At 49.3% G+C, this 25,895-nt stretch carries 29 protein-coding genes and 1 pseudogene; 19 read left to right on the forward strand and 11 right to left on the reverse strand.

Annotated elements, in window-relative coordinates:
• Nucleotides 1-169 precede the first annotated feature (169 nt).
• The 9 genes from hisC to Q4579_RS11620 all read left to right on the forward strand — a co-directional run bounded on the left by hisC (nucleotide 170) and on the right by Q4579_RS11620 (nucleotide 8,504).
• Complete coding sequence (gene hisC / locus Q4579_RS11580) at nucleotides 170-1,246, forward strand: histidinol-phosphate transaminase (RefSeq protein ID WP_368501982.1); 1,077 nt, start codon at nucleotides 170-172, stop codon at nucleotides 1,244-1,246.
• Between the two features lie 39 nt (nucleotides 1,247-1,285).
• Nucleotides 1,286-2,032: an ABC transporter substrate-binding protein gene (locus tag Q4579_RS11585; RefSeq protein ID WP_303564471.1), complete on the forward strand. Its 747-nt coding sequence runs from the start codon at nucleotides 1,286-1,288 to the stop codon at nucleotides 2,030-2,032.
• A 217-nt stretch (nucleotides 2,033-2,249) separates the two neighbouring features.
• A complete protein-coding gene (locus tag Q4579_RS11590) occupies nucleotides 2,250-3,101 on the forward strand; it encodes a hypothetical protein (RefSeq protein ID WP_303564301.1) in 852 nt (283 codons plus the stop codon).
• A gap of 197 nt (nucleotides 3,102-3,298) precedes the next feature.
• Complete coding sequence (locus Q4579_RS11595) at nucleotides 3,299-4,336, forward strand: S66 peptidase family protein (RefSeq protein WP_303564302.1); 1,038 nt, start codon at nucleotides 3,299-3,301, stop codon at nucleotides 4,334-4,336.
• A gap of 84 nt (nucleotides 4,337-4,420) precedes the next feature.
• Nucleotides 4,421-4,942, forward strand: a complete 522-nt coding sequence (locus Q4579_RS11600; protein ID WP_303564304.1) for a hypothetical protein — start codon at nucleotides 4,421-4,423, stop codon at nucleotides 4,940-4,942.
• Nucleotides 4,943-5,010: 68 nt separating this feature from the next.
• Nucleotides 5,011-5,532 (forward strand): GNAT family N-acetyltransferase, encoded by a 522-nt coding sequence (locus Q4579_RS11605; RefSeq protein WP_303564306.1) that lies wholly within the window; start codon nucleotides 5,011-5,013, stop codon nucleotides 5,530-5,532.
• A 186-nt stretch (nucleotides 5,533-5,718) separates the two neighbouring features.
• On the forward strand, nucleotides 5,719-6,549 hold the full coding sequence (locus tag Q4579_RS11610) for a patatin family protein (RefSeq protein ID WP_303564308.1): 831 nt from the start codon (nucleotides 5,719-5,721) through the stop codon (nucleotides 6,547-6,549).
• 37 nt (nucleotides 6,550-6,586) lie between these two features.
• A complete protein-coding gene (locus Q4579_RS11615) occupies nucleotides 6,587-7,123 on the forward strand; it encodes an ASCH domain-containing protein (RefSeq protein ID WP_303564310.1) in 537 nt (178 codons plus the stop codon).
• A gap of 64 nt (nucleotides 7,124-7,187) precedes the next feature.
• Nucleotides 7,188-8,504 carry a DUF2254 domain-containing protein gene (locus Q4579_RS11620; protein WP_303564313.1) on the forward strand — a complete coding sequence of 439 codons (1,317 nt, stop codon included), beginning with the start codon at nucleotides 7,188-7,190 and terminating at the stop codon, nucleotides 8,502-8,504.
• Between the two features lie 166 nt (nucleotides 8,505-8,670).
• Here the strand turns inward: Q4579_RS11620 and Q4579_RS11625 are convergent, their stop codons facing one another.
• A complete protein-coding gene (locus Q4579_RS11625; protein ID WP_303564316.1) occupies nucleotides 8,671-9,162 on the reverse strand; it encodes a MarR family winged helix-turn-helix transcriptional regulator in 492 nt (163 codons plus the stop codon).
• 135 nt (nucleotides 9,163-9,297) lie between these two features.
• On the opposite strand from Q4579_RS11625, the gene Q4579_RS11630 reads away from it, so the two are divergent.
• A complete protein-coding gene (locus tag Q4579_RS11630; protein ID WP_303564319.1) occupies nucleotides 9,298-10,206 on the forward strand; it encodes a DMT family transporter in 909 nt (302 codons plus the stop codon).
• Nucleotides 10,172-10,741 (forward strand): NADPH-dependent FMN reductase, encoded by a 570-nt coding sequence (locus tag Q4579_RS11635; protein ID WP_303564321.1) that lies wholly within the window; start codon nucleotides 10,172-10,174, stop codon nucleotides 10,739-10,741. The genes Q4579_RS11630 and Q4579_RS11635 overlap by 35 nt, the downstream gene beginning before the upstream one ends.
• Before the next feature lie 31 nt (nucleotides 10,742-10,772).
• On the opposite strand, the gene def is transcribed toward Q4579_RS11635, so the two are convergent.
• Nucleotides 10,773-11,288 (reverse strand): peptide deformylase, encoded by a 516-nt coding sequence (gene def / locus Q4579_RS11640; protein WP_303564323.1) that lies wholly within the window; start codon nucleotides 11,286-11,288, stop codon nucleotides 10,773-10,775.
• 135 nt (nucleotides 11,289-11,423) lie between these two features.
• Here def and Q4579_RS11645 point away from each other — a divergent pair, with 135 nt between their 5' ends.
• Nucleotides 11,424-11,708, forward strand: a complete 285-nt coding sequence (locus Q4579_RS11645; protein WP_303564325.1) for a hypothetical protein — start codon at nucleotides 11,424-11,426, stop codon at nucleotides 11,706-11,708.
• A 57-nt stretch (nucleotides 11,709-11,765) separates the two neighbouring features.
• Here the strand turns inward: Q4579_RS11645 and msrB are convergent, their stop codons facing one another.
• Nucleotides 11,766-12,209 carry a peptide-methionine (R)-S-oxide reductase MsrB gene (gene msrB, locus Q4579_RS11650; RefSeq protein ID WP_303564329.1) on the reverse strand — a complete coding sequence of 148 codons (444 nt, stop codon included), beginning with the start codon at nucleotides 12,207-12,209 and terminating at the stop codon, nucleotides 11,766-11,768.
• 245 nt (nucleotides 12,210-12,454) lie between these two features.
• Here msrB and Q4579_RS11655 point away from each other — a divergent pair, with 245 nt between their 5' ends.
• The 4 genes from Q4579_RS11655 to Q4579_RS11670 all read left to right on the forward strand — a co-directional run bounded on the left by Q4579_RS11655 (nucleotide 12,455) and on the right by Q4579_RS11670 (nucleotide 15,857).
• Nucleotides 12,455-13,435, forward strand: coding sequence for a rhodanese-related sulfurtransferase (locus tag Q4579_RS11655; protein WP_303564331.1), 981 nt, complete (start codon nucleotides 12,455-12,457; stop codon nucleotides 13,433-13,435).
• A 155-nt stretch (nucleotides 13,436-13,590) separates the two neighbouring features.
• Entirely contained in the window at nucleotides 13,591-14,166 is a 576-nt protein-coding gene (locus Q4579_RS11660) for a peptide-methionine (S)-S-oxide reductase (protein ID WP_303564334.1), read from the forward strand.
• A gap of 105 nt (nucleotides 14,167-14,271) precedes the next feature.
• The gene (locus Q4579_RS11665; RefSeq protein WP_303564336.1) at nucleotides 14,272-15,102 is read left to right on the forward strand and encodes an arylamine N-acetyltransferase; all 831 of its coding nucleotides are present in this window, start codon (nucleotides 14,272-14,274) and stop codon (nucleotides 15,100-15,102) included.
• 98 nt (nucleotides 15,103-15,200) lie between these two features.
• Nucleotides 15,201-15,857: a DsbA family protein gene (locus tag Q4579_RS11670; protein ID WP_303564338.1), complete on the forward strand. Its 657-nt coding sequence runs from the start codon at nucleotides 15,201-15,203 to the stop codon at nucleotides 15,855-15,857.
• 66 nt (nucleotides 15,858-15,923) lie between these two features.
• On the opposite strand, the gene Q4579_RS11675 is transcribed toward Q4579_RS11670, so the two are convergent.
• On the reverse strand, nucleotides 15,924-16,901 hold the full coding sequence (locus Q4579_RS11675) for a DUF2860 family protein (RefSeq protein WP_303564339.1): 978 nt from the start codon (nucleotides 16,899-16,901) through the stop codon (nucleotides 15,924-15,926).
• A gap of 22 nt (nucleotides 16,902-16,923) precedes the next feature.
• Nucleotides 16,924-18,468 (reverse strand): bifunctional GNAT family N-acetyltransferase/carbon-nitrogen hydrolase family protein, encoded by a 1,545-nt coding sequence (locus Q4579_RS11680; RefSeq protein WP_303564341.1) that lies wholly within the window; start codon nucleotides 18,466-18,468, stop codon nucleotides 16,924-16,926.
• Between the two features lie 163 nt (nucleotides 18,469-18,631).
• On the opposite strand from Q4579_RS11680, the gene Q4579_RS11685 reads away from it, so the two are divergent.
• Complete coding sequence (locus Q4579_RS11685) at nucleotides 18,632-19,120, forward strand: hypothetical protein (protein ID WP_303564342.1); 489 nt, start codon at nucleotides 18,632-18,634, stop codon at nucleotides 19,118-19,120.
• Nucleotides 19,121-19,162: 42 nt separating this feature from the next.
• Here Q4579_RS11685 and Q4579_RS11690 read toward each other — a convergent pair whose 3' ends face one another.
• Nucleotides 19,163-20,059 carry a LysR family transcriptional regulator gene (locus tag Q4579_RS11690; RefSeq protein ID WP_303564345.1) on the reverse strand — a complete coding sequence of 299 codons (897 nt, stop codon included), beginning with the start codon at nucleotides 20,057-20,059 and terminating at the stop codon, nucleotides 19,163-19,165.
• Between the two features lie 135 nt (nucleotides 20,060-20,194).
• Here Q4579_RS11690 and Q4579_RS11695 point away from each other — a divergent pair, with 135 nt between their 5' ends.
• Nucleotides 20,195-21,094: a DMT family transporter gene (locus Q4579_RS11695; RefSeq protein WP_303564476.1), complete on the forward strand. Its 900-nt coding sequence runs from the start codon at nucleotides 20,195-20,197 to the stop codon at nucleotides 21,092-21,094.
• 51 nt (nucleotides 21,095-21,145) lie between these two features.
• On the opposite strand, the gene Q4579_RS11700 is transcribed toward Q4579_RS11695, so the two are convergent.
• Both Q4579_RS11700 and Q4579_RS11705 read right to left on the reverse strand, forming a co-directional pair.
• Nucleotides 21,146-21,583, reverse strand: a complete 438-nt coding sequence (locus Q4579_RS11700) for a DMT family transporter (RefSeq protein ID WP_303564347.1) — start codon at nucleotides 21,581-21,583, stop codon at nucleotides 21,146-21,148.
• A 50-nt stretch (nucleotides 21,584-21,633) separates the two neighbouring features.
• Nucleotides 21,634-22,038, reverse strand: a pseudogene (locus Q4579_RS11705) (DMT family transporter); the annotation flags it as partial.
• Nucleotides 22,039-22,170: 132 nt separating this feature from the next.
• Here Q4579_RS11705 and Q4579_RS11710 point away from each other — a divergent pair.
• Nucleotides 22,171-23,097, forward strand: coding sequence for a LysR family transcriptional regulator (locus Q4579_RS11710; protein ID WP_303564349.1), 927 nt, complete (start codon nucleotides 22,171-22,173; stop codon nucleotides 23,095-23,097).
• Here the strand turns inward: Q4579_RS11710 and Q4579_RS11715 are convergent.
• From Q4579_RS11715 to Q4579_RS11725, 3 genes are all read right to left on the reverse strand, one after another.
• The gene (locus Q4579_RS11715) at nucleotides 23,083-24,039 is read right to left on the reverse strand and encodes a transposase (RefSeq protein ID WP_303564480.1); all 957 of its coding nucleotides are present in this window, start codon (nucleotides 24,037-24,039) and stop codon (nucleotides 23,083-23,085) included. The two genes, Q4579_RS11710 and Q4579_RS11715, sit on opposite strands and share 15 nt — an antisense overlap.
• Before the next feature lie 283 nt (nucleotides 24,040-24,322).
• Entirely contained in the window at nucleotides 24,323-25,237 is a 915-nt protein-coding gene (locus Q4579_RS11720; RefSeq protein WP_303564350.1) for a pirin family protein, read from the reverse strand.
• A gap of 110 nt (nucleotides 25,238-25,347) precedes the next feature.
• Nucleotides 25,348-25,656 carry a hypothetical protein gene (locus tag Q4579_RS11725; RefSeq protein WP_303564352.1) on the reverse strand — a complete coding sequence of 103 codons (309 nt, stop codon included), beginning with the start codon at nucleotides 25,654-25,656 and terminating at the stop codon, nucleotides 25,348-25,350.
• Nucleotides 25,657-25,895 lie beyond the last annotated feature (239 nt).

The raw sequence follows: 25,895 nt of genomic DNA on the forward strand, positions 1-25,895 counted from the left end.
TGCTGACATTTCGATTCTTATTTCAAATTTATTTGTTTAATTTATGTAAATACAAAATAGAAAGATTCCCATCCTGAATTATTAATCATAATTCTGGGTTTTGTTCAGTTTTTCATTCGCTGCGAAGAGGTGTGCTGTGACGTCGCTAGCTACGAAATTAGTACCAGAGATGGTAAAAAATCTCATACCCTACCAGTCTGCTCGCCGAATTGGTGGTCAGGGACATATCTGGCTGAATGCCAATGAGCTTGAAGAGAGTGAATCTTACGGAGAATCAGTGCGTTATAACCGCTATCCGGACTTTTTACCGCATGTGATTGAGCAGGCCTATCTCGAATATACGCAACAACAGAACCTGGACGGGGCAGCCTTGTCGGGGAAACTGCTGGCTGTACGGGGAGCTGATGAGGGGATCGATCTGCTGATCCGCACCTTTTGTCAGCCGGGTCAGGATCAGATTATCGTGTGTCCACCGACCTATGCGATGTATGAGTTTTGTGCTGATTCTATTGCGGTCAGAACACGTAAAATCCCATTGGCTGAGGATTTCAGTCTGGATGTTGCGGCCATTCTGCCACACCTGAGTGAGAGTAAATTGCTGTTTTTATGCTCTCCAAACAATCCGACAGGCAATGTGATTCCGCAGGCACAAATGATCGCATTGCTTGAAGCAGCAAAAGATTCAACACTGGTGGTGGTCGATGAAGCATATATCGAGTTTGCACCCGAGAGCAGTGTGATCAGCCTGATGGCACAATATCCACATCTGATTGTGATCCGGACGTTATCGAAAGCCTTTGGTCTGGCATCCATCCGGGTCGGTTTCTTGCTGGCAGACACCAGTGTGATGGGTTATGTGAAACGTTTGATTCCGCCTTATCCGATTGCAGATCCAAGTGCATTGATTGCGAAGAAGGCATTGTTGCCTGAGGGGCTTCGCGCAATGCACGAACAAACAGAGACGCTGATTCGGGTTCGGGATGCATTTGCAGCGGCTGTTGCAGCACTGAGTTTTGTCGAGAAGGTTTATCCATCGTCGACCAATTTTGTTCTGGTGAAGTTCAATACAGATGACTGTCTGTATGAGTATTTGCTGCAAAAAGGTATCGTGACGCGCAATCAGGCCCATGATCCAAGGCTGAATCGGTGTGTCCGGATTTCTATCGGGACAGAATCAAGCATGCTGGAAACCCTTCAGGCTTTGAAGGATTATCCATTCAATACAATGAATCAAGCGACGGCGTAAGAGGGACGTATGATGAAAAAGCAATTAGGACTGGCACTGATGCTGGCCACCACGCTGACTGGTCAGGTTCAGGCCGCTGACCGTCCGGTGAGACTGGCCTCTGACTTTACTTATCCGCCATTTAACTACAAAGATGCAGAAGGCACACCAAAGGGGTTTGATATCGAGATTGCCGATGCTCTGTGTCAGGAAGCGAAACTGAAATGTGAGTGGGTTACACAAAGCTGGGATGGTCTGATTCCGTCATTGCTGGCTCGCAAGTCCGATGCCATTATGGCTTCGATGCGGATTACGGATGAGCGTAAGAAGCGAGTGCTGTTTACCGACAAGTATTATCAGACGCCTGCACGCTTCGTGGCGCGTGAAGATGCCGGTTTCCAGATTGATTCCGCCGGTCTGGACGGAAAGCGCATCGGGGTTCAGTTGGGCACGATTCATGATCGCTATGTGACGGATATGTATGGCGATGTCGCCAAGATTCAGCGGTATACCGGCCAGGATGAGGTGTATCTGGATCTGACCTCTGGCCGACTGGATGCTGCTTTCGGCAACTCAGATCAGCTGGCACTGGCCTTTCTGGACAAAGAACAGGGAGAGGGATTTCAGTTCGTCGGTGAAGCTGTGACTGATAAAGCCTACATCGGGGAAGGAACTGCGTTGGCGTTGCGAAAAACTGATCAGCAACTGGCGGATAAATTTAACAAGGCAATCAAAACGATCCGTGAAAACGGCACTTATGATCGGATCGCCAGTCAGTACTTCAAGTTCGATATTTACGGTGATTAACTCAGCAGATCGCGACTGAGTCATCAATGAATGAGAGCTGGCCATCAGGCCAGCTTTTTTTGTATTTGAGCGTCCGGAAGCAGTGATTGCTGCGACCCGGCGACCTTACGTTTCCTGCACTTCCGGCTATGCTTAACATAAGCGCCGGAAAACAGACAGGATTTTTCCGGCCAGCCTTATATTCGTAGCGTGATTTCAGGCAGGGAGGGAAGCAGCAATGAAAGCTTTAGTTGCAGGTGGAAATACAGTGTTGGGCAAATATGTGGTCCGCCATCTGATTGATCATGGTTATCAGACGTTTGCGATGAGTCAGCAGCCGGAACAAGATAATCCGCTCGCCATTCCACTGGCCGCCAAAGATCAGCAACTTTCCGGGAAGTTCGATGTCGTGATTTGCTGTGCAAGGCCCGTCATTGCGCCTTATGCGCAGGAATCTCAGTCGATTCACGCCGCCCCTTTGATGTCAGATTTAGAGCGTTTTGCAAAACCGCATGCGGCCAAGATTTTTACGTCAGGTATCGAAGTCTTCGGGTGTGCTCAGGAAGTGGTGGCAGATGATCTCTGCTTTGATCCATTAACGGCTGCGGAAAGCGAGGTTGCTGCGCTTGAAAAAGCAATGAGAGCGGGCTGGACGGCCCTGTTTGTGCCCACACTCAGTTATGGCGGACCGGACTGTCCGATCCGAACGGCCATCATGCAACGGGGAAGTCCCAGAATTCCGGTTCTGATTCCCGCATCCGGCCATTATTACGCAGCACATCTTGACGATCTGGCAGAGTTTCATATCAACATTGCAGAGCAAAATGATCGGGAACCTGTCTATTTCCTCGCGGAGCGTCAGTGCTACAGTCCTGAAGATTTGGCTGATTTACTGGTCAGGCATGGTTGGGCTGAAGGGGTGACCTGTTTGTCATTACCCAGCTTTCTGAAACGTTACGGCCCGGAAGTGCTGGCACTGGAAACGATGCACGTCACTGTGCCTATTTCGGATGCGTTTGCACCGAAACATCATTTACCAAAGTATCTTGCTCAAACCCGATTTGCCTCAGTCCCGGATCATCCGAAATAACCTGATGACCTGCTGAAGATAAAGAATGAGCGTCAATCTGACAGGTAATAAATTTAATAAATGTCATTTTACTGGCTGTTAATTCCGAATTTTTAAGTGATTTACAGCGGATCGTTTTGCCATTCGCTTGATCCCCTTGATTTATTTCTTTTTTACCGTACTGTTAAGGCCTTTGTTTCATATTGGTGTGAGGCCTTATGCGTTATCCGTCTCCTTTGCAGCCCGGCAGTACCGTTGCGGTGACTGCATTCTCTTCCGGGGTGCCTTCAGCATGTCATGAACGTCTGGATATTGTGATTCAGGGGTTGCGTGATCAAGGTTTTAAGGTGCTTGAAGGCCAGTGTCTCCGTGAAAATCACGCCCATGTCAGTGCACCGGCAGCGGTTCGCACGAAAGAACTGATGGACTTTCTGCTGGATGACCGGGTGGATGCGATCTTTCCCCCCTGGGGCGGCGAACTGGCGATGGAAATCCTGCCCCGGATAGACTGGGACTTATTGCGTTACGCCAAACCGAAATGGCTGGTTGGATTTTCAGATATCAGCACCTTGTCTGCGACGCTGACGGCAACCTGTGGTTGGGCCAGCCTGCACGCTGCCAATTTAATGCAACTCCATCCGGCAGAGCAAGATCCGCTGACCTCTGCTGTGTTTTCAGTACTGAGTTTGTCGGAAGGCGGGTCTCTTGCACAGGAGCAATCTGCCTGTCACGAGCATGTTCCATCGAATTATGCTGCAGATCCGAATGCGTTGCTGGCTTTGTGTCAGCCAACACAATGGCAGTTGCTGTCGTCCGGACGGTTAAAAGGTGCAGTGCAGTTCAGCGGTCGGCTGATCGGTGGTTGTCTGGACACACTTGGCCTGTTGTCGAACACGCCCTATCTGGATCTGAAGCATCTGAAATCACTTTATCCAGCGGACGGGCTGATTCTGTTTCTGGAAAATTCGGAGCTGTCTCCGACAGCCATGGCCCGCATGCTCTGGACAATGAAGCTGAATGGGGTATTTGAGCAGGTGAATGGCGTCCTGATCGGCCGGGACGGTTCTTCGAAGAAACATGAAAAGTCCCTGTCGCATGTGGCGGCGCTGGAACAAGTACTGGCCGATTTGCCGGTGCCCGTGGTGTATGACACCGATATCGGCCATGTTGCCCCCAATATGCCCTTAGTGAACGGGGCATTTGCTGAAGTCAGTTTTCAGGACGGGCAAGGGTGCATCCGGCAGACGTTCCGGTAAGACATCCCCGATGGCCAGCGGCACTGTGGGGTGCAAGTCGGTCTATACTCTCATGAATCATTTTCAATGCATGATAAGCCCTGAATGATGAGAGACGACAACACTGCGGTGCTCTATCAGCATGCGCGCTCTGCTTTGTCAGACGCGCAGCAGTATGCACGCCATCTGGATGAAAAATCGGCTCGTTTGCTGGGATTACATTCTGCGGTGATCGCAGGTTTCACCATTGTGGTGTTTGTCTCTTCCTCCCTTTTTCTGCCACCGCAGCATGGGGTTGGATGGCTGGCTGCTATCAGTATCGGACTCACTTATGTGGGCCTGATCTCAGCGTGGAGCCTGTTATTTCGGTTACTGCGGCCCATTGCGGATTACGGCGTATGTTTGCCGGACACTTGGCTGGAGGAGATGAAACAGCAGGGGGCGAATCAGAATGCTCATCTTGCGGTGGTCCGCTGCTATGAAGTGTGGCAAAAGCTGCATCAGAGTAATGAGCAGAAAAATGCTCTGCTGGATAAGGCCTATCAGGAAATTGTATTTTCAGGCTGGTTGATTGCTGTTTCTTTGCTCCTGTTGCTGGCAGCGAATTATCTGGCTCCGGCACTCTAAAATCAGCATACTTGGTGTCTCTGTCTGGAATCATCATGATTCTGGAATTGTGTGCATCAGGAGGGAAGATGCAGTTTGTACACTGTACGTATGAATCTCACGGGGAAGCCATACAGGCGATTTTCAACGACGCCATTTTGAACACCACCGCTTTATATGAGTATCAGCCGCGAACGATGGCTGTGATGCAAACCTGGTTCGAAACAAAAAAAGCGCACGATTTTCCGGTGATTGGTCTGGAAAATGAAGCGGGAGAGCTGATGGGTTTTGCCAGTTACGGTACTTTCCGTGCATGGGCGGCATTCAAATACTCCGTGGAACACTCCGTCTATATTCACCCGGATCATCAGGGGAAAGGCTTAGGGAAAGTGTTAATGGCGGCATTAATTCAGGCTGCCCGTTCTCAGAATTACCATGTGCTGGTGGGTGGGATTGATTCTTCCAATGCGGGGAGTATCGCATTACACAAGAAGCTTGGCTTTCAATATTCAGGCACGATTCAGCAAGCGGCCTATAAATTTGACCGTTGGCTCGATTTAGATTTTTACCAGCTGACACTGGAAACACCGTTACAACCTGTCGCGGGTTAAACCCATTGCCCAGACTTGATCAGAATATGGGGCATTTCCAAAGAAGGACATCGGATGTTCATGAATTGTCCGCTCAGTATTGAAAATAGATGTGAACCCTTTCAGCCTGAAACCTGAAACCTGAAACCTGAAACCTGAAACCTGAAACCTGAAACCTGAAACCTGAAACCTGAAAAGGAGCCTGAGATGCAAAACCCTCAAAGTAAAAGCGCCTTGGTTGTGGAAGGGGGCGCTATGCGCGGTATATTTGCGACCGGCGTTCTGGATGGCTTTTTAGAGCGGGATTACGGTCCGTTCGATTTTTGTATTGGGGTTTCTGCGGGTTCCACCAATCTTGCGGCCTGGCTGGCGAACCAGCCGGGTCGTAATTATAAAGTGATTACTGATTATTCCTGTCGTCCTGAATTTATCAGTTTACGCAAGTTTGTCCGTGGCGGACACTGGTTGGATCTCGACTGGTTGTGGCAAGTTACCATTGATGAAATTCGGCTTGATCTGGAAACCTTCGGCGCACAACCGATCCCTTTATATGTGGTGACAACCTGTGTCGCGACGGGCGAGGCGATCTACACGCAAGCTACTGCTGCCAATCTGGAGCCGTTGCTGAAAGCGTCCTGTTCAGTCCCGATCGCTTACCGGGCGTTTCCTGAGCTGGATGGCGTGCCGATGACAGACGGTGGTGTTGCAGATTCTATCCCGGTGATCAGAGCTTATGAGATGGGAGCCCGGGAGATCACCGTGATTTTATCCCGGCCACTGGGTTATCGTAAAAAAGCCAGTAGAGCCACCTGGCTGGTGCGGCGAATGCTTGCAGATTCACCTCAGCTGGCGCAGGTGATGCTCAATCGCGCCCAGCGCTATAATCAGGCCATTGAATTTATTCAGAACCCACCTGCCGATTGCAGTATCCGGGTCATTGCGCCGCCGGCAGAATTTGATGTCGGACGTGTGACAACCGATAAAAAACGCCTGGATGCCGGATACCAGATGGGCCTGGCTGCCGCACTGACAGACTGAGAATCTCTCTGACTCACTTGAATGAACACGGATTGTGATGATTTTTAAGAATTTTTCCCCAGAGACACTGGCCGGACAATTTCAGCTTTCAACGGAAGCTGCCCATTTTCTTTCTGGGTATTTGGTGACTTTACCCGAAGCCCGGATTCTGCAGATTCCGAGTGTCAGCGCAGATTATTTTTGTGCGGATCAGGAAAATGCGGATCTCTGTGCAGCACTGGTGCTGAAACAGCAGAAGCAGGCCAGTTGCAGCATGAAGTACTGGTATGAAACCGGTGATGAAAACGGACCGGAGCCGATGCCTTGCGTTGGTCATCTTCAGATTGTGACAAACTGGGCAGGCGAGCCCGTTGCCATCACGCAAATCACGACAGTCAGTGAATGTCGTTTCCAAGACGTATCCCCTGCTTTTGCTGCGGCAGAAGGAGAAGGCGACCAGTCACTTGAATGGTGGCGGAAAGCGCACTGGCAATTTTTCAGCCGGGAGTGTGATGCTCTGGGGATTGAGATGACAGAAGAGGTGATGCTGGTGCTTGAGCATTTTAAAACGGTCTGGCCAGCGACATCACACTGATCTGAGGGTTGTGTGGCTCTGCTATCTTTAAACACATCTTCAGGTATGTGATAGTTGAGCCAACATGAAAACCTACTGGATGAATCGCTGGGAAACGATCAGAAACAGCTTCTGGTTTATTCCGGCGATGTTAGTGCTGATTGCGGTCGGGGTGGCCCGTATTGTTGTGACATTAGATCGTCATCTTCATTATTTCCCTGTCAGCTTGCCCGATATAGGTTTTGCCGGTGGTGCAGAAGGTGCCAGAAGTATTCTGTCGACCATTGCGGGCTCCATGGTGACGGTTGCCGGCGTGGCTTTTTCAATCACCATTGTTGCGCTGACACTGGCATCCTCTCAGTTTGGGCCCAGATTACTGAGAAACTTTATGCGAGATTCCGGCAATCAATATGTGCTGGGCACCTTTATCGCCACCTTTATTTATTGTTTGCTCGTCCTCAGTAGCGTGACGGGTCAAAACGGGCAAGTATTTGTCCCCCGAATTGCGGTGAATCTGTCACTGTTACTTGCACTGATGAATGTCGGTGTCCTGATTTATTTTATTCATCATGTCGCGACTTCGATACAGGCAGATCATGTGGTGAATGGTGTTTACGAAGAACTCAATCAGCATATTGAGCATTTTTTTCCGGAATCTCTGGGAGCGACCAGTGAAACACCTCGCAAGGCGCAATTGCAGCGAACGGGTATGTTTCACCGGACTGTGCCGGCTGCAGCGGAAGGATATCTGCAGGCTGTGGATCGGGCATGCCTGCAACAACTGGCGGCTTCCTCAGATTGTCAGATTCAACTGAGATACCGTGCCGGGGCATTTGTTGTGAAAGGCAGCTCGCTGGTGGTGGTCTCATCGGATAAAGCCTTGGAGGAGACGCTGGATGATCAGCTTCGGTCCTGCTTCATTGTGGGGAAGCTGAGAACACCGGAGCAGGATCCTGAATTCGCGATTCATCAGCTGGTGGAAGTGGCTGTCCGCGCTTTGTCTCCCGGGATCAATGATCCCTTTACGGCAATGACCTGTGTCGATCGGCTCAGTGCCATTTTATGTACCTTGACGGGACGGGCTTTTCATCCGGCACAATGGTATGACGACACAGGGACACTTCAGCTGGAAGAACCGGCACTGACATTTTCGGGTGTCCTGGCCGCTTCTTTTGATCAAATCCGCCAGCACAGCCTGACGGATGTCGCGGTTTCAATTCGCCTGCTCGAAGAGCTGGCACGGATTGCAAGTCACTGCCGAACACAGGCGCAGCAGCAGGCTGTTTCCCGACAGGCAGAGATGATTTACCGTTCACGCCAGAAAAGCCTGCCCGTTGCGGAGGATCGAGCTGATATGACGCAGCGTTATCAGGCCGTTCAGGATGAGCTGCGCCAGCTTTAATCCTTGATACCAATCGCAGTCAATCACGGGTCATCCCAGCTTGTTCAATGTTCGAAAACTGCGTTATGTTTTTTGATTGTAGAATCATGACTGATCTAAAAAATCTGCCTTGTGCTCAACCGTTTTTCCTGCGCTATTTCTGATCATTTGCTTACTTTGATTGGTATTATTTCAGGTTGGATTCATGTGCCAGCAGAAATTTTCGAAGCAGATTCGCCAGCTCAGTTTGCTCCTCTTTATCCAAAACAGCCAGCATCCGATGCTCGTTTGCGACATGGGCTGTGACCGCCTGATCAATCAGTGCCTGTCCCGATTCCGTGAGTGAGACAGTGCAGCTTCGCCTGTCGTTATCGCTGGGCTGACGGTAGATAAACCCACGCTTTTCAAGTTTATCCAAGCGGGTCGTCATTGCGCCGGAGGTTAGCATGACTGTGTGGTACAACTGCGTGGGTGTGAGTGGCTCACCGGAGCGGCGCAGGGAAGCCAGAATGTCAAACTCCACCTGTATCAGCCCGAACGCTTTAAAGACCTGATTGATTTGATCCGTCATGATCTTATGGCCCCGGTACATCCTTCCGATCACACCCATTGGCGAACAGTCTAAGTCTGGCCTGTGTTCCTGCCACTGCAGCAGCAGTTTATCGACATGATCTTGCATGGTGAATTCCTGTATGCGTCATTGAATGAATGGTGAATTACTTGCTTTTAATAAAGATACTTGAACTAAAGGTAAAAGGCCACTAATCTATCTTTAAGTAAAGATACTTTTTCCAGATATTGAGGGGCAAGACAGATGAACTATCTTTTGGCATTCATGGTTCCGGTGCTCTGGGGCAGCACTTATGCTGCGGTCGGGTTATTTTTGCAAGATATGTCACCTTACTGGGTCGCGGTATTTCGAGCGTTGCCAGCCGGATTGGTGCTATTGCTGATTCGCCCGAAATTGCCGCCATTGAGCTGGCGGCGCATGACGTTGCTGAGTTTCTGCAATATTGCCGCATTTTTTGTCTTGTTGTTTATTGCGGCATACCGCTTGCCAGGATCGGTTGCGGGGACACTCGGTGCAACCATGCCCCTTCAGATGATGTTGTTGCAATGGCTGGGCGAGGGCAAAAAGCCGGATCCTATGGCTGTGGCATTGGCTGTGCTTGGCTTGATCGGGGTTGGTTTATTACTCAATCCATCAGCAGATCTGGATCCAATCGGGACAGTCGCCGCTTTGGCGGGAACAGCGCTGGTTGCTCAGTCAGCGCTTTGGATGAAACGCTGGACAGTCACCGACGCACTGGGCTTCACGGCCTGGCAGCTTGTTTTAGGCGGCTTCATGCTGGTTCCGTTTGCCTGGATGGTCGCCGGGGCACCTGCGGCAATCACGATGCATGAAGTACCAGGCTTGTTATGGCTTGTTTTATTGAATACGGCATTTGGCTATTGGGCATGGGTTCGCTCCATCAAAACGCTTGGCCCGAATGTGATGTCGATGCTTTCTCTGGTCAATCCAATGACGGCAGTGATGCTTGGGATTGGTCTGGTTGGCGAAAGCCTTGGCATTCTGCAGTGGGTAGGTATAGGTTTAATTTTACTGGCTCTGTTATTGATGAAAAAAACAGCAAAGCGGGGACAGGTATCACACGCGGGAAAACCGAAAGTAAAAGGAGTTCAGATCCATGAACAAAGCAAAAATACTGTTCCTGTCCGGTAGTTGTCGAAAGCAATCACTGAACAAACAACTGGCATACTATGCGTCAGACGTGGCGGTTGAACTTGAGGCAGAAGTGACCTACATTGATCTGTCGGATTATCCGATGCCGCTTTACAACGGGGATCTGGAGTCAGCAGAAGGGATTCCTGACAATGCCCGGGCATTAAGAGACATCTTTGTTCAGCATCAGGGGATCTGTATTGCATCACCTGAGTACAATTCAAGCTTTTCGCCATTACTGAAAAATACACTGGACTGGATTTCCCGTCCGGATGGGGAGGTGCCCGGGTTGGTTGCCTATCAGGGGAAATCTGCCTACTTGCTGAGTACTTCTCCCGGGCGACTTGGAGGATTGCGAGGACTCACCATGTTGCGCATGGTCCTGGGCAATATCGGTGTACTTGTGATGCCAGATCAACTGGCGATTCCAGCCGGAAATCAGGCGTTTGATGCTCAGGGAACACTCACTGATCCACAGCAGGCAGAGACTTTACAGGTGCAGATGAAACGCTTTATTGCGCATTTGTCTCGCTGATCCGGTTCATAAGCGGCGATGGCCGCTTTCTCTAGTTCAGGTTGATTCGGCGCTGATATTCAGACTCAGTGGCATAATCCAGTGGGTCAGCCCGGTCCAGAAAAACAATCCCGTTCAGGTGATCCAGTTCATGCTGAAAAATGCGTGCGATAAATCCGGTCATTTCACACTGAATTTTCTCGCCGTTGAGTTGTTCATAGCTGACCCGAATATGCGTTGAACGCGGAACCAGTGCCCGGATGCCCGGAATGCTCAGGCAGCCTTCCCAGCCTTTTTCCATTGTGTCGCTCATCCGTTCAATTGATGGGTTCAGCATCAGAGTGGGAGTCATAAACGGGGCATTGGGATAGCGTGCGTTTGGTGCCGAGGCCACAATAAAAGCGCTGACAGATTCACTGACCTGAGGGGCTGCAATCCCGACGCCCTGATGTCGCAGCATCAGTTGCTCCAGTTCGGCAAAGAAAGGCCCATAGGATTGCCATTGTGAAGTGCTCAGTGTTTTGGCTTGCTGACGTAAGACCGGGTTGCCTAATTGTGCAATTTTCATCCTTGCCTCCTGACTCGTGCTTTTGAGCGTTATAGCGCTTGTCGCCATCTGCTGCAACCTTTTGTGCTTAGCGTTCATTCAGCAACTATGCTTATGGGACAAATTCGCACGTGAAACAATTGGATGGAGCCTGAAATGGACAGAAAAGCTTTTGTTGAAAAACTCAATGCCCAAATGAAAGAACTCAATGCAGAAATTGACAAGCTGGAAGCGAAAGCGCAGCAATCCAGTGCGGAAATGAAAGAAAAATACCGGGACGAAATTAGCCATCTGAAGCAAAAGAAATCCGAAGCAAATCAGAAACTGGAAGAAGTGAAACACGCGAGTGAAGAGGCCTGGGAGGAACTGCGCCAAGGGGCTGAAGAAGCATTCAGTTCAATGAAAAAGGCGTTTCAGTCGGCTTGGAATAAATTTAAATAAACCTCAAAAGTACCCAAGCAATCATCGATTGCTTGGGGGGCTGATTGCAGATGCGGGTCAGCCCATTTTCTTCAGTGCGACGGCATTCATGCAGTACCTTAAGCCACTGGGCGCCGGGCCATCCGGAAAAACGTGCCCTAAGTGTGCATCACACACCGCACATGTGGTTTCGATACGCTGCATACCGTGGGACGTATCCAGATGGTAGTGAATCGCATTGGGTGTCACGGGCTGCGTAAATGAAGGCCAGCCTGAGCCAGAGTCGAATTTTTCACTGGCATCGAACAGCATGTTGTCACAACAGATGCAGGCATATTCACCTGGTTCAAACAGTTCGCACATGTCAGATCCAAAAGGGCGTTCAGTGCCTTTCTGACGCGTGACATAATAAGCATCCTCGCTTAATTGCTGACGCCACTCAGCTTCACTTTTCTCAACCCGACGAGCAGGCGCCGGGTTTTCATTGGCTGCATATTCCAGAACGGTTTCCCATGTCAGCATAAAGACCTCCAAGATTTGGGTACTGCCTATAGATAGAGTGCAGGTGAGGGAATTTCAAGCGGGTTGCATTGATATTCTGCTTTAGATTAGACCAGCGATGACAAAAATTATTAACCATGATTTTTATGAGTGTTTATGATCGCAAGTCTTGGTTATAATGCCGCGCTTTACGACAGGCATCGCTTTGCTGCCTGATTGAACACAATGCTCTGGATTTACGATCCAGCCCGCACTGAGGAAAAACGATGTCCCAATACGTTGTCTGCGCACTGTACAAATTTGTTGCACTGGAAAATTTTGAAGCGCTGCGCCAGCCTTTGCAGCAGTTGATGGAAGAAAAAGAAATTCGAGGCACCCTGCTGCTGGCGAAAGAAGGTATCAATGGCACGGTTGCAGCCAAGCGCGAAAGTATTGATGCGCTGTTGGCCTGGTTCCGGAAAGATGAGCGTCTGGCAGATATCGTCTTTAAAGAATCGTTTGATGCGAACCAGCCGTTCAACCGTTCCAAGGTGAAACTGAAAAAAGAGATCGTCACCATGGGTGTTGAAGGCATCGACCCCCGTCATGTGGTGGGTTCCTATGTGAAACCGAAGGACTGGAATGCGCTGATTTCTGATCCTGAAGTGTTCGTCGTCGATACCCGAAACGACTATGAGATTGAAGTCGGTACCTTCAAACATGCGGTTAATCCAAAAACAGAAACGTTCCGTGAATTTCCGGATTACGTGAAAGAAGAAATGGATCCGGCCAAGCATAAAAAAGTTGCGATGTTCTGTACCGGTGGTATCCGCTGTGAAAAATCAACGGCTTATCTGAAAGAGCAGGGTTTTGAAGAAGTGTACCACCTCGAAGGTGGCATTCTGAAATATCTGGAAGAAGTACCGGCAGAAGACAGTCTGTGGGAAGGCGAGTGCTATGTCTTTGATGGCCGAGTCACGGTGAATCACGCCCTGGAAAAAGGTAATTATGCGCTGTGTAACGCTTGTCGCTTGCCAATCACTGAGCAGGATATGCAGAGCGAACAGTTTGAGAAAGGCGTCAGCTGTCCGAAATGTTTTGAGAAGCATACGGATGAGCAAAAAGCGCGTTTCCGTGAGCGTGAGAAGCAGGTACAGCTTGCTGAAACCCGAGGTGAGCAGCACGTCGGTGGTGATGCAAAAACGATCATCGAAGCACGTCGTCAGGAAAAACTGGCCCGTAAAAAACAGCAGCGTGAGCAGCGTTAATCTCACTTTGCTCTGTTAGCTTTTTAATAATCCCCGGTTTCCTATCGAAAACCGGGGATTTTTTTGTTTGTGTGAAATTTCCCTCTCTTGCGTTGAAACCAATTAAGGGTGTGACAGGTCAAACTCTTTACGTGAATAAATTGGAGAGGCGGGCGATGGAGACCATAGGATTCGGGGGAAGCTGTCACTGGTGCACGGAAGCGATTTTCCGTTCATTATCAGGTGTTTGCGAAGTCGATCATGGCTGGCTTGCCGCTCAGGGCCATGCGGAATTATCTGAAGGGATTCTGCTGCGTTTTGATCCGGCCCGGATTGATCTATTCACGCTGATTCAAATTCATTTATACACCCACAGTTGTACGTCGAATCACGCATTACGACACCGGTATCGTTCCGCAGTTTATGCGTTCAGCCCGGATCAGCAGCATGCCTCTCAATTGTGCCTGAAAGCCCTTCAGGCTGAATTCGAACAACCAATTCTGACCCAGGCGCTGAGATTCGACATCTTTGAGCCTTCCCGTGAGGAAATTCAGAATTACTTTTACCGAAATCCGGAACGGCCTTTTTGTCAGGTACGAATCAGTCCGAAACTCAGTATCTTGCTGAATCAGTTCAGTGAGCGGATTGATGAGAAGAAAAGACCGCTGATTGAGCAATGCGTGCCACAGGCCGTTGAAGCAATGGAAAGCGCCGATGCGGACGCAGTGACTGAGCGTTCTGAGATGGGTTAAGCCATCACTATCGTGACGGATGAAATTGTTGAAAGAAATGATTGACCTCAGGTTAACCTGAGGTTTTATCTTAGTGCCATCGCGTACTTTCAGAAGGCTGAAACGATGGACAAATATATACAAGCGTACCTGCAATCTCTTGATCTGGCTGAGCCTCAGCATACTCTGGCGTGGGTTCAGTCGCTGCAAACAGCTCATCTGGCGCGTTATCCGTTTTCGAGTGTGAATGTCATCCTGAGCCGTGATTTGAGCCTGGAACCGGAAGCCTTGTTTGACCGGCTGGTGTCAGAACGCAGTGGTGGTTACTGTTTTGAACATAACAAAGTGATTTTTCTGGCGCTGCAATCTCTGGGTTTTGATGTACGCCCTCTGATTGGGCGGGTGATGCTGAATGGCAATCCGGACAATGGTCGCTCTCATCGCCTGACCTTACTTCAGCTGGATGGGAAACCGTATTTGATCGATGGCGGATTCGGAGTGATGACACCGCGTCGTGTTATCGCGTTGGAAACTGGGGAAGCACAAGATTCACTTCGTTACGATTACCATGTAGAGCCGGATGGCCGGGGCGGGTTCATGGTGATTGCCCGTCATGGTGATACGGCTCAAACCTTGTACCGGTTCGATTTTGCCGAATATGTGGAATCGGACTGCCAGATTGCACATTTCTACAGCTATCAGTCGCCTGATGCGGCTTTTGTGAATCATCTGGTTGTTTCCAGAATTGTGGCTGAACGCAGAATGCTGATCCGGAATCTGACCTATTTTGAATATGATGACCAGCATGTTTCTGACAAAACCGTGGCCATTGAAGACAGCACAATGCTGTATCAATTGCTGAAAACGCAATTCAAACTGACCGTCACAGAGCAGGAGGCCGCGCACCTGTTTGCGCATCAGACGGCGAAGCTTCGCCAGATGCAGACGAACGGATGAATCTGATATCCCGGTTTTTTTCTATCAGATTTAAGTTTGCTTTACCGGAATGTTCGTTTATAAAAGGGGTTTGCCCTTTTTAAATGTCGGGAGGCACAATGGCTGCAATTCTTTATTATGTTCACGATCCGATGTGCAGTTGGTGCTGGGGGTATCAACCAGCATTCGCACGGTTGAAAGCCAAATTGCCGGAAACGGTTGAAGTGCGTGCTGTGCTTGGCGGTCTGGCCCCGGACAGTGACGAGCCGATGCCGGAAGAGATGCAGCAAATGCTGCAACAGACCTGGCGGCGTATTGAAGGGCAATTGGGCACTTCATTCAATCATGACTTCTGGGCAACATGCCGTCCGCGTCGTTCAACGTATCCGGCTTGCAGAGCCGTGCTGGCGGCTGAATGTCAGGGGCAGGGGGATGCCATGACGGCTGCGTTGCAAAAGGCATATTATCTTCGCGCCATGAATCCTTCTGATACCGAGACGCATTGTTTGCTCGCCGGTGAACTGAATTTGGACACGGTTCGATTTGCACGGGATCTGGCCAGTCCAGCGGTGCAGGCGCGACTGGAAGACCATCTGGCGTTCACCGCTGCTCTGGGTGTTTCTGGCTTTCCTTCACTGGTGCTAGAGATCAACGGGCAGCGATGGCCAATTGCTGTGGCTTACCGTAATGAGCTGACGAGCTTGAATGATATTCAGGACAAGATGAACTGGGTAAATACGAAAGAGAAATTCAGCCGATTATTTTTCCGTTCATAATTGAACCGCCGGGGGATTGCCCCCGGTCTGCAATATTTCAATCTTATCTGACGGTTTTGAATGAAGTCAGAACCGATATGCCAGCCCGATGCTGTACAGGCTTTGATTTTCATCGTAAAAATCAATATTTGACGACAAGGTGTCATATCCGGCCCGGGCAATCGCACTGACGTTCTGCCATTGGAACGGCGCCAGATAAATCAGGGTGAGCGAGACGCCATACCGATTGTCTTCACGCACCTGATGAAAGATTGGATGACGTTCGTCGTAGTCGATTCTGGCGCCACTCGCACCCAGCATAAAGATGTAGTGGTGATAGCGTTGCTTCGCCGTCAGTTCCGCGCCATATCGCTGATTTGCGAGCGCTCCGCCTTGTGCGTCATCCCCTAAATAATGCAGTTGCCAGTCGAGGCTAAAATCCCGGCTGAAGGGCAGCGTCTGGCTGAGGGCTGCATAGTACAAGTCCCCTTCGCGTTTCAGAGCACTTTGTGCCTCGGTGTCGTAGCCTGAGCCACTGCGTTCATCGTCAATCCGGCGCTTGCCGCCGGCCAGTTCGAGCGAAATCTGACTGCCTGCAATGTTTTCATAGTCGAAGACAAAACCGCGAATGGTGCGTTTCGTTTCCTGCCGGGGGGAGCCCGTTTGAAACGGGTCATCCCAGACTTCATTTTCAAAGAATCCGGGAATGAAGCCGAGACCGATGGCCGAACCATCATACAGAGATTGAGTCACCCCTGCTTGCACATAAAAGCTGCTGGCCATGCCGCCAAGCGCTGATTTAAAGTAGAGTGCGGTCGAAGGGGACAGTCCCAATTGTAAATTCCACATGGGGACTGGCAGCGTTTTTTCTTCATCTTTCCCGGGATCATTCAGCGAATTGAGCACTGAAGATTGCTCGGTACTGAGTTTGGAGTCATTTTTAAACCAGCCGAGATTGATGCTGACATCCCCGGAAAGACCTGGTCTGACCGATTGCTGAGCTGACACAGAAAAAGCAGACAGCGCTGTCAAAGTAAGCGCTGTCTGACGAAGAATACGATGCATGATGCTGTCCTTTGCAAAGGGGTTAATGTTTCTTTTTCTTAGGCTTTTTAGGCTTCATTTTGTAAAGGTCAAGTCGACGATGCTTTAGATTAGTGACTGAGCCCTGGTTATGCAACAGTTTCAGTTTTGATAAATCCACATCCGCAAAAATGATCATCTCTGTGTTGGCATTGGCTTCCGTAATAATGGCGTCATGCGGAAAATAAACGTCTGAGGGTGAAAAAACTGCCGACTGGGCATATTGAATGTCGACATTATCAACCCGGGGTAAATTACCCACACTGCCTCCCAGGGCGACGTAGCATTCGTTTTCGATCGCACGGGCTTGGGCACAGATGCGCACGCGCAGATAGCCGTTTTTGGTATCCGTCCAGAAAGGAACAAACAGAATCTGAACTCCTTCGTCGGCCAGTAACCGGGCTAATTCCGGGAATTCAACATCGTAACAAATCAGGATCCCAATTCGGCCGGCATCGGTTTCGAATACTTTGACCTTATCGCCGCCGTCGATCACCCAGTCCCGGACTTCGTGGGGCGTAATGTGAATTTTGTACTGCTCGTCAATGTCGCCATCGCGGTGGAGCAGGTAAGACACATTGTAGAGCTTGTCGTCTTTCAGGTAAGGCATGCTGCCCGCAATGATATTGATGTTATAGGTTACGGCCAGTTGCGAAAAACGATGACGGATTTCATCCGTAAACTGACTCAAGTAGCGGATGGCTTCCACTGAGTCTTTGTCGCGCGCCAGTCCCATGAGCGGCGCATTAAAAAATTCCGGGAATAACGCAAAGTCAGACTGATATTTCGAGAGCGAAGAAACAAAGAATTCAGCCTGATTCATCAAATCTTCTACCGAAACGACGCGGCGCATGTGCCATTGGATAATCCCCAGGCGGATCAGCGTTTTTTCGGTTTGATGCACGGACAAATCTTCTTCATAAAAGATATTGTCCCATTCGAGCAGGGTGGCATAGCCTTTCGATTTTGCGTCTTCAGGCAGATATCGGTTCATCAGGCGTTTGACGTCGAAATCATTCGACAGTTGAAATGAAAGAATCGGATCGTGAATCTCCCGACGTTTCACCTTGGCAATATACTCGGAGACGGGCATCTCGGACGCATACTTGTGATAGCCGGGAATGCGCCCGCCTGCCAGAATCGCCTTCAGATTATTCGCCCGGCACAGCTCCTTTCGCGCTTCATAGAGGCGTCTGCCCAGTCGCAAGCCGCGGTAGTCCGGATGAACAAAGACGTCCAGACCATACAGTGCATCTCCATGCGGGTTGTGGCAGGCCACCTGATTGCTGTCCACGATATCCAGATAGGTATGATTCAGAGAGTACCGGTTATAGCTCACTTGAATGGTCAGGGCCGCTGCGATGATTTTTCCTTTGTCTTCGATACAAATCTGGCCATCCGGGAAATTGTTGATTAATCCCATGATGGTTGACTTGGGCCAGGCACCGCCGACATCCGGAAATACCAGATCCTCCAGGGCGGCAAGTTGTTTGTAGTCTGACGGCTCAATGGTGCGCAAATTCAGTAAGGTTGTGTTATTTTCTTCCATAACTATTTGTTTTTCATTGTTGAAGACATTGGTATCAAGTATGGAACATCCGCACTGATTCGCCAGTCAGGGACATTGTTGACATTTTATGAACACAGTTTGATTGAATGTCAGCCATATTTAGATGTGGATGCTTCATGATCAATCCAGACTTGGAGGAACTATGAAAGTTCGTATGATTCAACGTTATACCCTTGTTTTTACCTTGTTTTCTGTGCTTGGCTTGACGCCCCTTTCTGTGAGTGGCGCCCATCATGAAAAAGAAGACGCGGCGACCTCAGCAGAGCAAGTGAGCCAGGACACACAGGAACTGCTGGAATCCCTGAAGAAATATTCAGCAGATCAGAAAGATGAGGCGGTCAAAGCAACTCAAGAGGGGCTGGACAGTTTGGATAAAAATATCGACGAACTGCAAAATAATATTGAAAAAAACTGGGACAACATGGACCAGGCGGCGCGTGAAAAATCGAGAAAAACGCTGAAGTCGCTTCAGGAGCAGCGGGTGGAACTGGCTGAGTGGTACGGAAGTATGAAAAGCAGTTCTGCGGGAGCCTGGGAACATGTGAAATCAGGATTCTCTGACGCTTATGACAATCTGAGTCATGCCTGGCAGAAAGCCAGTAAAGAATTTGAACAGAAAGAAAAAGAATAAACCTGAACGCCCCTCGCTGAGGGGCGATAAATCCGTGATTTTTTAATTGAGCTTCAATGTGTTGTAAGTGAGTGGAAGTGACCAGTTCTCGACGTGCTCAATGAAGGCTTTCAGTCTGGCGGACTGGCGTATCCGGTCACGGTACATCATCCAGATTGTTTTGTTTTCGCCAGCCCAGTCTGGCAACAACCGGATAAGATCATGTTGTAACAGACCGTCTGCTTCGAAGTAATAGGCAGGTATCCAGGTGATCCCCAATCCTGCTGCCGCAGCATCCCGTGCGATATGGATGTCATTCACACGCAAGCAAGACCGCGTCATGGGCTGCTGGAATTGCTCGCCGCTGTTTTGTTGTTTCATCGCCCAGCGCTGAGCATTGCCTGAGGCGATTAGCTGGTGCTCGGCTAACTGGCTTGGGTGCTCTATGACCTTATGCTGAGCCAGATACTGGCGGGAAGCACAGAGCACAAAGGTTGCCTGCCACATCCTTCTCGCAATCCAGTCACTATCCTGCAATTCACCGACCCGAAAAGCGATATCAAAATCCTTCATCACCAGATTCTCAATCTGATTACTCACTTCGATATCCAATTGGACACCAGGGTAGTACTTCATAAAGTCGAAAAAGCACTCTTTCAGCCAGACTTGCGCCAGATTCACCGGGGCGGTGATACGAATGGTGCCGGTGAGCTGCTGTCTGTCGGAACTGGTCTGGATTTGTGCCTGTTCCAGCTCTTGAATGAGCGGATGACATAGCATGTAGTAGGTCTCTCCTTCCGGCGTGAGGGAGAAAAAATGTGCACTGCGATTGAGCAGCCGGCATTGAAGCTGATCTTCGAGATGTTTGATGCGTCGGCTTAAGGTTGCAAGCGGAACCCCTGTGATCTCTGCAGCCTGAGTCAGATTTGTACAGGCGGCTGCTTTCACAAATAACCGCATATCATCCAGGGAATAATTTGATCTCATAAATGAAATTGAACTTCTTAATGATCACTATTTTCTATCATAAATGATATCGATAGTCTTGGCGCCTCTTGATTCGATTTTGGATTTTTTCTCATGCAACGATACTCAATGGCCTGGCCTTTGGTTTTTTCTGCTGTTTTTCTTTGGGGAAGCAACTTTCATGCGATTACAGCTCTAAACGGCGGGCCAGAGCCCCTCAGCGCTGCGACATTCCGGTTTTTGCTGGCGGCGGGAATTTTGTTGTGTCTCAGGCTATTTCAGAGAAATCAGACCTTGCAATTAACGCTGAACCAACAAATCAAGCTGGTGATATTGGGAAGCATTGGTGTCTTTACTTTTAATGCTGCGATGTTTGTCGGCCTGACGATGACCAGTGCACTTAATGGTGCTTTGATTATGGGGAGCTCCCCGGCGGTGGGTTTAATTTTGTCCCGCTTGTTGCTTGGAAGCCCGATCCGAAAAATGCAGATAGTTGGATTACTGACTGGCTTTTTGGGCATCTTTCTAGTTGTGACGCAAGGGAATATCACGCAGATCACGGTGTCGCCAGGCGATGGGTTTATTATGCTTTCATGCCTTTCTGGCTGTCTGTTTACGGTGCTGGCTAAGAAATGGGTGCCAGATGTTCCAGCAGTGCAGTTGACGCGTTGGACGATCACGTCTGGCGCTTTATTGATCACCCTGTTTGCAATGAGTCAGGAAAATGTGTGGACGCAAGCAGCTCAGTTAGATAGTCGAGCCACTTTACTGATTGTGTATATGGCTGTGGCTGGCACTGTGATCGCTTATTTCAGCTGGCTGCAGGGGAACCAGTTGCTTGGGCCTCAGAAAACCAGTCTGGCATTTAATTTAGTGCCGGTTTGCACGCTGCTGATTGCCATCTTCTTGGGACAGACACCAGAAGCCATACAGCTTGCGGGGATGGCGACTGTCCTGATTGGGATGTTGTTGGCAACCCTGACCGGGCAGCGAAAAGCCGATGTTAAGCCTGCGCCGATGGATTTTTAGGGGGACAGGCACTGTGAACCTATGGGGACAGACGCAGTTTCTCTGTTGCTTTTATGGCTTATCCTGCTGGGTTTTGTTGAGAAAGATGCCCAGTAGAATGAGTGCTACACCTGCAAGGTTGCAGAGCATCTTGATTAGTGTCTGTCCCGAAAGAGTCAGCATGACGCCAACCATCATCTGCCCGCTGACCACCAAAAGAGTGGTGCGTGTGGCCCCTAATTTCGGGAAAACCAGACTGTTCAGGGCGACAAATAATACGCCTATGATCCCATCGGCAAACGCGATTAAGGGAGCCTTTTGCGGCAAGTAAAAAGCTTCTTGATTAATGTTAACGATGAACAGCAGAATGCTCAGAAAAATGAAGCCAATCAGATGATTCCAGCATGAGGCTTTCATCGCGTTAAGGCTCACACTGAGCCGACCATTGATGACCCTGCTCAGGCCAATACAGACGCCGTTCAACAGCGCAAGGATGATAAAGAGTGCCATGTAATTTTCCTTTCAGGTGAACATGGGAAATCATTCAGGCGAGAAGATAATCAACAAACTGCCACCCGAATACACAGGACAGGCATAATATCTTTTAAGGACAGGCACCGTTGGGGAGTTCCCATCCAACCGCGCGTATCGCAAATTAATCCAAACAGTGTCTGTCCCATGAGCATGAGCGAAAGTGAGCCAGCGATTCCAAGCGGACTATTCACGGTGATTGCAGCAAGTACCACTGTGAATGCTCCGGGAGCCCCACCCAGATAGGCCCAAATCGGGGTGTTGACTGTGTTGTTGGGTACAGAGGCACGACGCTGCGAATATTTGCAGAGTAAGACAACCCCCGCGAAACCTGCGCCGACACCATGCGCTATCCAGGATGCAGTGAGCGGTGAACTGTATTGGCCTAGTTGGCTGTTCAGAAGAATCATTAGGGTTAGCAGGCCCCCGGCAGAGACGGCTAGAAGAGAAGATGCGTGCGTACATTAATGTACACTGTTCAGTAATTTTCATTGATGTACTTACTGTATTCTTCAGGTTTATAATCCTTGTTTAGGGTGATTTTTTGTTGAGTAATGCTACATAATATGCTTCGTTTAGACACTTTTAGTGCAATCCCTGTGTTTGTTTGTGTTGTGGAGCAGGGCAGTTTTTCCGCTGCTGCACAACATCTGGGGATTACAAAATCTGCTGTGAGTAAGCGTATTGCTCAATTGGAATTGTCTCTCGGGACCCGATTACTGCATCGCACGACTCGCAGTTTGCGCCTGACAGAAGCAGGGGAGCAATATTACGCATGTGCTCAAGCTGCTGTCATGAAAGCGCAAGAGGGGGAGGACAGGCTCACTCAGCAACAAAATCAACCCAGCGGACAGTTAAAAGTGACTGTCCCCATGACGTTTGGGCGGCTACATGTTGCTCCGTTAATTCCTGAATTTTTGAAAGCGTACCCAGAAATCCGGCTCGATTTGTCAATGGATGATGCCATGGTCGATATGGTTGACGGCGGTTTTGACCTGGCCATTCGAATTGGTCATATTCCGGAATCAAGTTTGATCGCCCGCAAGATCGCCCCATGCCGTAGCGTATTGTGTGCTTCTCCTGAATACATTGCTCAGCATGGTATGCCTCAATCTCCGGCAGATTTGCGTCACCATAATTGTCTGTATTACAGCTTTTTTCGTGGTGGTGCTGAATGGCGATTTGAAGGGCCCGCAGGGATAGAAAGTGTCCTGCCTCAGGGAAATTATCGCGTCAATAACAGTGAAGCGCTGCGTGAAGCTTTGCTGCACGGGACAGGTATCTGCCAGATGCCAACCTTTATTGTGGGTCCGGATTTGGCTGCCGGGAAGTTAGTGCCTGTCATGACAAATTATGTCTTACCTGTACACGCGATTTATGCGATGTTTCCGGAACGGAAACATTTACCTGCGAAAGTCAGGGTGCTGATTGATTTCCTGCGACTTCATCTGGGGACAGATCATCCTGTTTGGGATGCGCTACCTCGGTTGTGAAAACCTATAACCAGTCATTCTTTGCCTGCCGAAAAGATGAAGGTTTCGTTTTATCGTGGATGCTTCGCCCGCAAGTGATGCATGACTGAGATGGAGTACTGCGTGTATCCAGGTATCAGAGCATAATGCCAGCCGCTCCAGAATGGGTGGCTGATTTGGATGAATTTGTCCTTGTTTCTGTTCCCGGAACCGACGGCCAGTCCAATCAACCAGTTGAATGTAATCGACGAGCCGAATGGGAATCCCGTTTTGTGCTTGTTTATCCCCGATCAATGGATAGAGTTTTGGTGTTTCATTTTTCCCTTCAACGGCATTGATTCTGGACTGAATGGATGTGAAATCAGACGATTCAGGTGTGTCTGAAATGCCCGCACGAACAGGATTCAGGTCGACGTAAGCCATCGCGGCAATGAGTGCTTTGTCATCGAGTAATGCCTGACTTTTGAACCGGCCTTCCCAGAAATGTCCGGTACAGGCATCCTCTTTGTTTGCTTCAGTCGCGATAAATTGATTAAGTAATTTCATCATCCAACTGATGGAATAGAGTCGTTCACGCCATAGATTGATGATTTTGAGTGCTGCGGCTCTTTCAGCCGTAGAATGAATTTCTCCACGTAAGTACTTCTGAATCAAGACTGGCGGGAGATGAAAGGTTATCCATCGGTCGATGACCTCAAGATCAGATAATGCTGAAGCTTGTTGTCTGTTGACATGAAGAACAAGGTGGTAATGATTACTCATAATGGCATAGGCACAAATATCGATGCAAAAGACTTGAGTCAGAGCAAATAATCTTTCTTCGACCCACCCTCGACGGTGCTCATAGCTGACCCCAGTTTCTTTATCAACACCACAAAGAAATGCACTTCGGACGCAACGTGACACACAGTGATAATACTCAGTTGCATCAAGACAGATTTGCTGGTTTCTTGCTCTGGTCATGAATTTCACTCACTTTTGCTGGATAAATACACAGTATCCGGCTTGCGCTCTCTGCGAAACATGAGTTGTCGAAAAATAGCTTTAATTCTCAAACAGATGTAATTGAGTCGTTTAAATTTCATTGACATTGCGATAGCTGACAGTTTAGTGATGACTCTGAAATGCCTGTCCCAATAAGGCACCCAAAAAGACGATAAGACGGCATAGAGTGACTGTCCCAGTCATTGAGCGGTCCCAGTCATTGAGCGCGGCAATAAGTGCGCCTGTCCCGATACGAAAAGGCTCACTCAGGCAGCGGAATAAACTCCGTTTCATCACCGGGTACAACCGGAAATTGCTGATTGCGCCAATCTTCTTTGGCTTGCTCAATCCGCTCTTTCCGGCTGGAGACGAAGTTCCATTCGATGAAGCGTGGGCCGATGTTTTCGCCTCCGATGATGGCGATTCGGGAAGGTTCTGCTGCTTCAATTTCAATGCCTTCCTGTGGAGAAAAAATGGCCATGCTGTGTTCAGGCAGGACGGAGTCTTTTGCGCTGACCTGGCCTTGAGCTATGTATAGCGCCCGTTCATCGGCCATGGGGAGTGTCAGACGTTGGCCGGGTTGAAGTTCTGCTTCCACATATAAAGTGTCCGCAAATGTTTTGACTGGTGCGGTCACACCATAGGCTGTGCCCATCATCACACGCACGGGTACACCTTTAACCTGAAGTGCAGGAATGGTATCTGACGGATAATGATGAAACGCCGGTTCGCATTCCTCATCCTGAACGGGCAGAGCCAGCCAGAGTTGAAGGCCGTGCAAGGTATGTGCTTTTGCGGTCACGTCATAGCGTTCACGCTCTGAATGGACGATGCCACGGCCAGAGATCATCAGATTGATATCGCCGGGTTTGATAGGCTGCAGATGCCCTAAGGAGTCACGGTGAAGAATCTCCCCGTCAAACAAATAGGTGACAGTGGCAATACCGATGTGGGGATGGGGACGGACGTTGATGCCTTCACCGGCCGGGAAGTGTGCTGGTCCCATGTGATCAAAGAAGATCCAGGGACCGACCATTTTTTGTTGAATAGTCGGTAATAAGCGACGTACTGAAAATCCACCCAGATCTTTTTCTTTCGGGGTCAGGATCTGAATGATTGCACCGCAGGCTCCACTGGAATTACAGGGTTGCTCTGCGTCTTTGAAAGTATTGCTCATGAAAACCACCTTATTTGAAAGCCTTGAATGCTTTCAGTATGGAAGATCATGAGTAATGTGCGAGTGGGGTATTTCAGGGTGCCAGTCGGCACCCCGGAGTGAATTTTAAATCAGCGGCTGGAAGGAATCAGACGCTGTACCGCAAACGACTGGCCCCCTTCTTCGGAAATATTGATGGTCAGGGTATGTGCTGCTTCACGATGGCTGTAGACAAAAGCTCTGCCGTTTTGAACCGTGGTGTAGTGTGATTTCTGACTTGGGACAGTCACATCAACATTGGCCTGTGGCACGCCGTCTTTTTGAACCTGAACCCAGGCACCACCTCTTTGTGGAGATACATCAACAGTGAGTTCAGCAAAAGCGGATGCGGAAAGAGTCAGTGTACTCAGTACCAGCGCAGGTAGGAATGTTTTCATCATGCTTACTCCAAAATAAACGTGTGATGTGGAAAGGATGAATCGTATTGATGGTGTAGAGATTAAATGTGATTTAAATCACAATCCATATCGATTTATCTTTCATCTTGTTCGAAAAATCAGAACAAGGTTTGCATCAGAAATGAGCTATCCAATAATGCGCTCTAACTTTATGATAGGCTTGCGTTTGTCAGGAAAGACACAGTATTCAGGATGGAACAATGACAACCAATACGGAAACA

The organism is Photobacterium sp. 1_MG-2023 (assembly GCF_030547945.1).
Taxonomy (GTDB): domain Bacteria; phylum Pseudomonadota; class Gammaproteobacteria; order Enterobacterales; family Vibrionaceae; genus Photobacterium.

Bases quoted from the DNA above. Each gene is read 5' to 3' on its own strand.
- Q4579_RS11700 (WP_303564347.1), bottom strand. From the start codon at position 21,583: ATGGCACTCTTTATCATCCTTGCGCTGTTGAACGGCGTCTGTATTGGC.
- Q4579_RS11645 (WP_303564325.1), top strand. From the start codon at position 11,424: ATGGACAGAAAAGCTTTTGTTGAAAAACTCAATGCCCAAATGAAAGAA.
- hisC (WP_368501982.1), top strand. From the start codon at position 170: ATGGTAAAAAATCTCATACCCTACCAGTCTGCTCGCCGAATTGGTGGT.
- Q4579_RS11625 (WP_303564316.1), bottom strand. From the start codon at position 9,162: ATGCAAGATCATGTCGATAAACTGCTGCTGCAGTGGCAGGAACACAGG.
- Q4579_RS11725 (WP_303564352.1), bottom strand. From the start codon at position 25,656: ATGATGAAAACATTCCTACCTGCGCTGGTACTGAGTACACTGACTCTT.
- Q4579_RS11720 (WP_303564350.1), bottom strand. From the start codon at position 25,237: ATGAGCAATACTTTCAAAGACGCAGAGCAACCCTGTAATTCCAGTGGA.
- Q4579_RS11710 (WP_303564349.1), top strand. From the start codon at position 22,171: ATGCTTCGTTTAGACACTTTTAGTGCAATCCCTGTGTTTGTTTGTGTT.
- Q4579_RS11635 (WP_303564321.1), top strand. From the start codon at position 10,172: ATGAACAAAGCAAAAATACTGTTCCTGTCCGGTAGTTGTCGAAAGCAA.
- Q4579_RS11600 (WP_303564304.1), top strand. From the start codon at position 4,421: ATGATGAGAGACGACAACACTGCGGTGCTCTATCAGCATGCGCGCTCT.
- Q4579_RS11585 (WP_303564471.1), top strand. From the start codon at position 1,286: ATGCTGGCCACCACGCTGACTGGTCAGGTTCAGGCCGCTGACCGTCCG.
- Q4579_RS11690 (WP_303564345.1), bottom strand. From the start codon at position 20,059: ATGCGGTTATTTGTGAAAGCAGCCGCCTGTACAAATCTGACTCAGGCT.
- Q4579_RS11675 (WP_303564339.1), bottom strand. From the start codon at position 16,901: ATGCATCGTATTCTTCGTCAGACAGCGCTTACTTTGACAGCGCTGTCT.
- Q4579_RS11615 (WP_303564310.1), top strand. From the start codon at position 6,587: ATGATTTTTAAGAATTTTTCCCCAGAGACACTGGCCGGACAATTTCAG.
- Q4579_RS11655 (WP_303564331.1), top strand. From the start codon at position 12,455: ATGTCCCAATACGTTGTCTGCGCACTGTACAAATTTGTTGCACTGGAA.
- Q4579_RS11680 (WP_303564341.1), bottom strand. From the start codon at position 18,468: ATGGAAGAAAATAACACAACCTTACTGAATTTGCGCACCATTGAGCCG.
- Q4579_RS11660 (WP_303564334.1), top strand. From the start codon at position 13,591: ATGGAGACCATAGGATTCGGGGGAAGCTGTCACTGGTGCACGGAAGCG.
- Q4579_RS11670 (WP_303564338.1), top strand. From the start codon at position 15,201: ATGGCTGCAATTCTTTATTATGTTCACGATCCGATGTGCAGTTGGTGC.
- def (WP_303564323.1), bottom strand. From the start codon at position 11,288: ATGAAAATTGCACAATTAGGCAACCCGGTCTTACGTCAGCAAGCCAAA.
- Q4579_RS11590 (WP_303564301.1), top strand. From the start codon at position 2,250: ATGAAAGCTTTAGTTGCAGGTGGAAATACAGTGTTGGGCAAATATGTG.
- Q4579_RS11630 (WP_303564319.1), top strand. From the start codon at position 9,298: ATGAACTATCTTTTGGCATTCATGGTTCCGGTGCTCTGGGGCAGCACT.
- Q4579_RS11595 (WP_303564302.1), top strand. From the start codon at position 3,299: ATGCGTTATCCGTCTCCTTTGCAGCCCGGCAGTACCGTTGCGGTGACT.
- msrB (WP_303564329.1), bottom strand. From the start codon at position 12,209: ATGCTGACATGGGAAACCGTTCTGGAATATGCAGCCAATGAAAACCCG.
- Q4579_RS11685 (WP_303564342.1), top strand. From the start codon at position 18,632: ATGAAAGTTCGTATGATTCAACGTTATACCCTTGTTTTTACCTTGTTT.
- Q4579_RS11715 (WP_303564480.1), bottom strand. From the start codon at position 24,039: ATGACCAGAGCAAGAAACCAGCAAATCTGTCTTGATGCAACTGAGTAT.
- Q4579_RS11695 (WP_303564476.1), top strand. From the start codon at position 20,195: ATGGCCTGGCCTTTGGTTTTTTCTGCTGTTTTTCTTTGGGGAAGCAAC.
- Q4579_RS11620 (WP_303564313.1), top strand. From the start codon at position 7,188: ATGAAAACCTACTGGATGAATCGCTGGGAAACGATCAGAAACAGCTTC.
- Q4579_RS11610 (WP_303564308.1), top strand. From the start codon at position 5,719: ATGCAAAACCCTCAAAGTAAAAGCGCCTTGGTTGTGGAAGGGGGCGCT.
- Q4579_RS11665 (WP_303564336.1), top strand. From the start codon at position 14,272: ATGGACAAATATATACAAGCGTACCTGCAATCTCTTGATCTGGCTGAG.
- Q4579_RS11605 (WP_303564306.1), top strand. From the start codon at position 5,011: ATGCAGTTTGTACACTGTACGTATGAATCTCACGGGGAAGCCATACAG.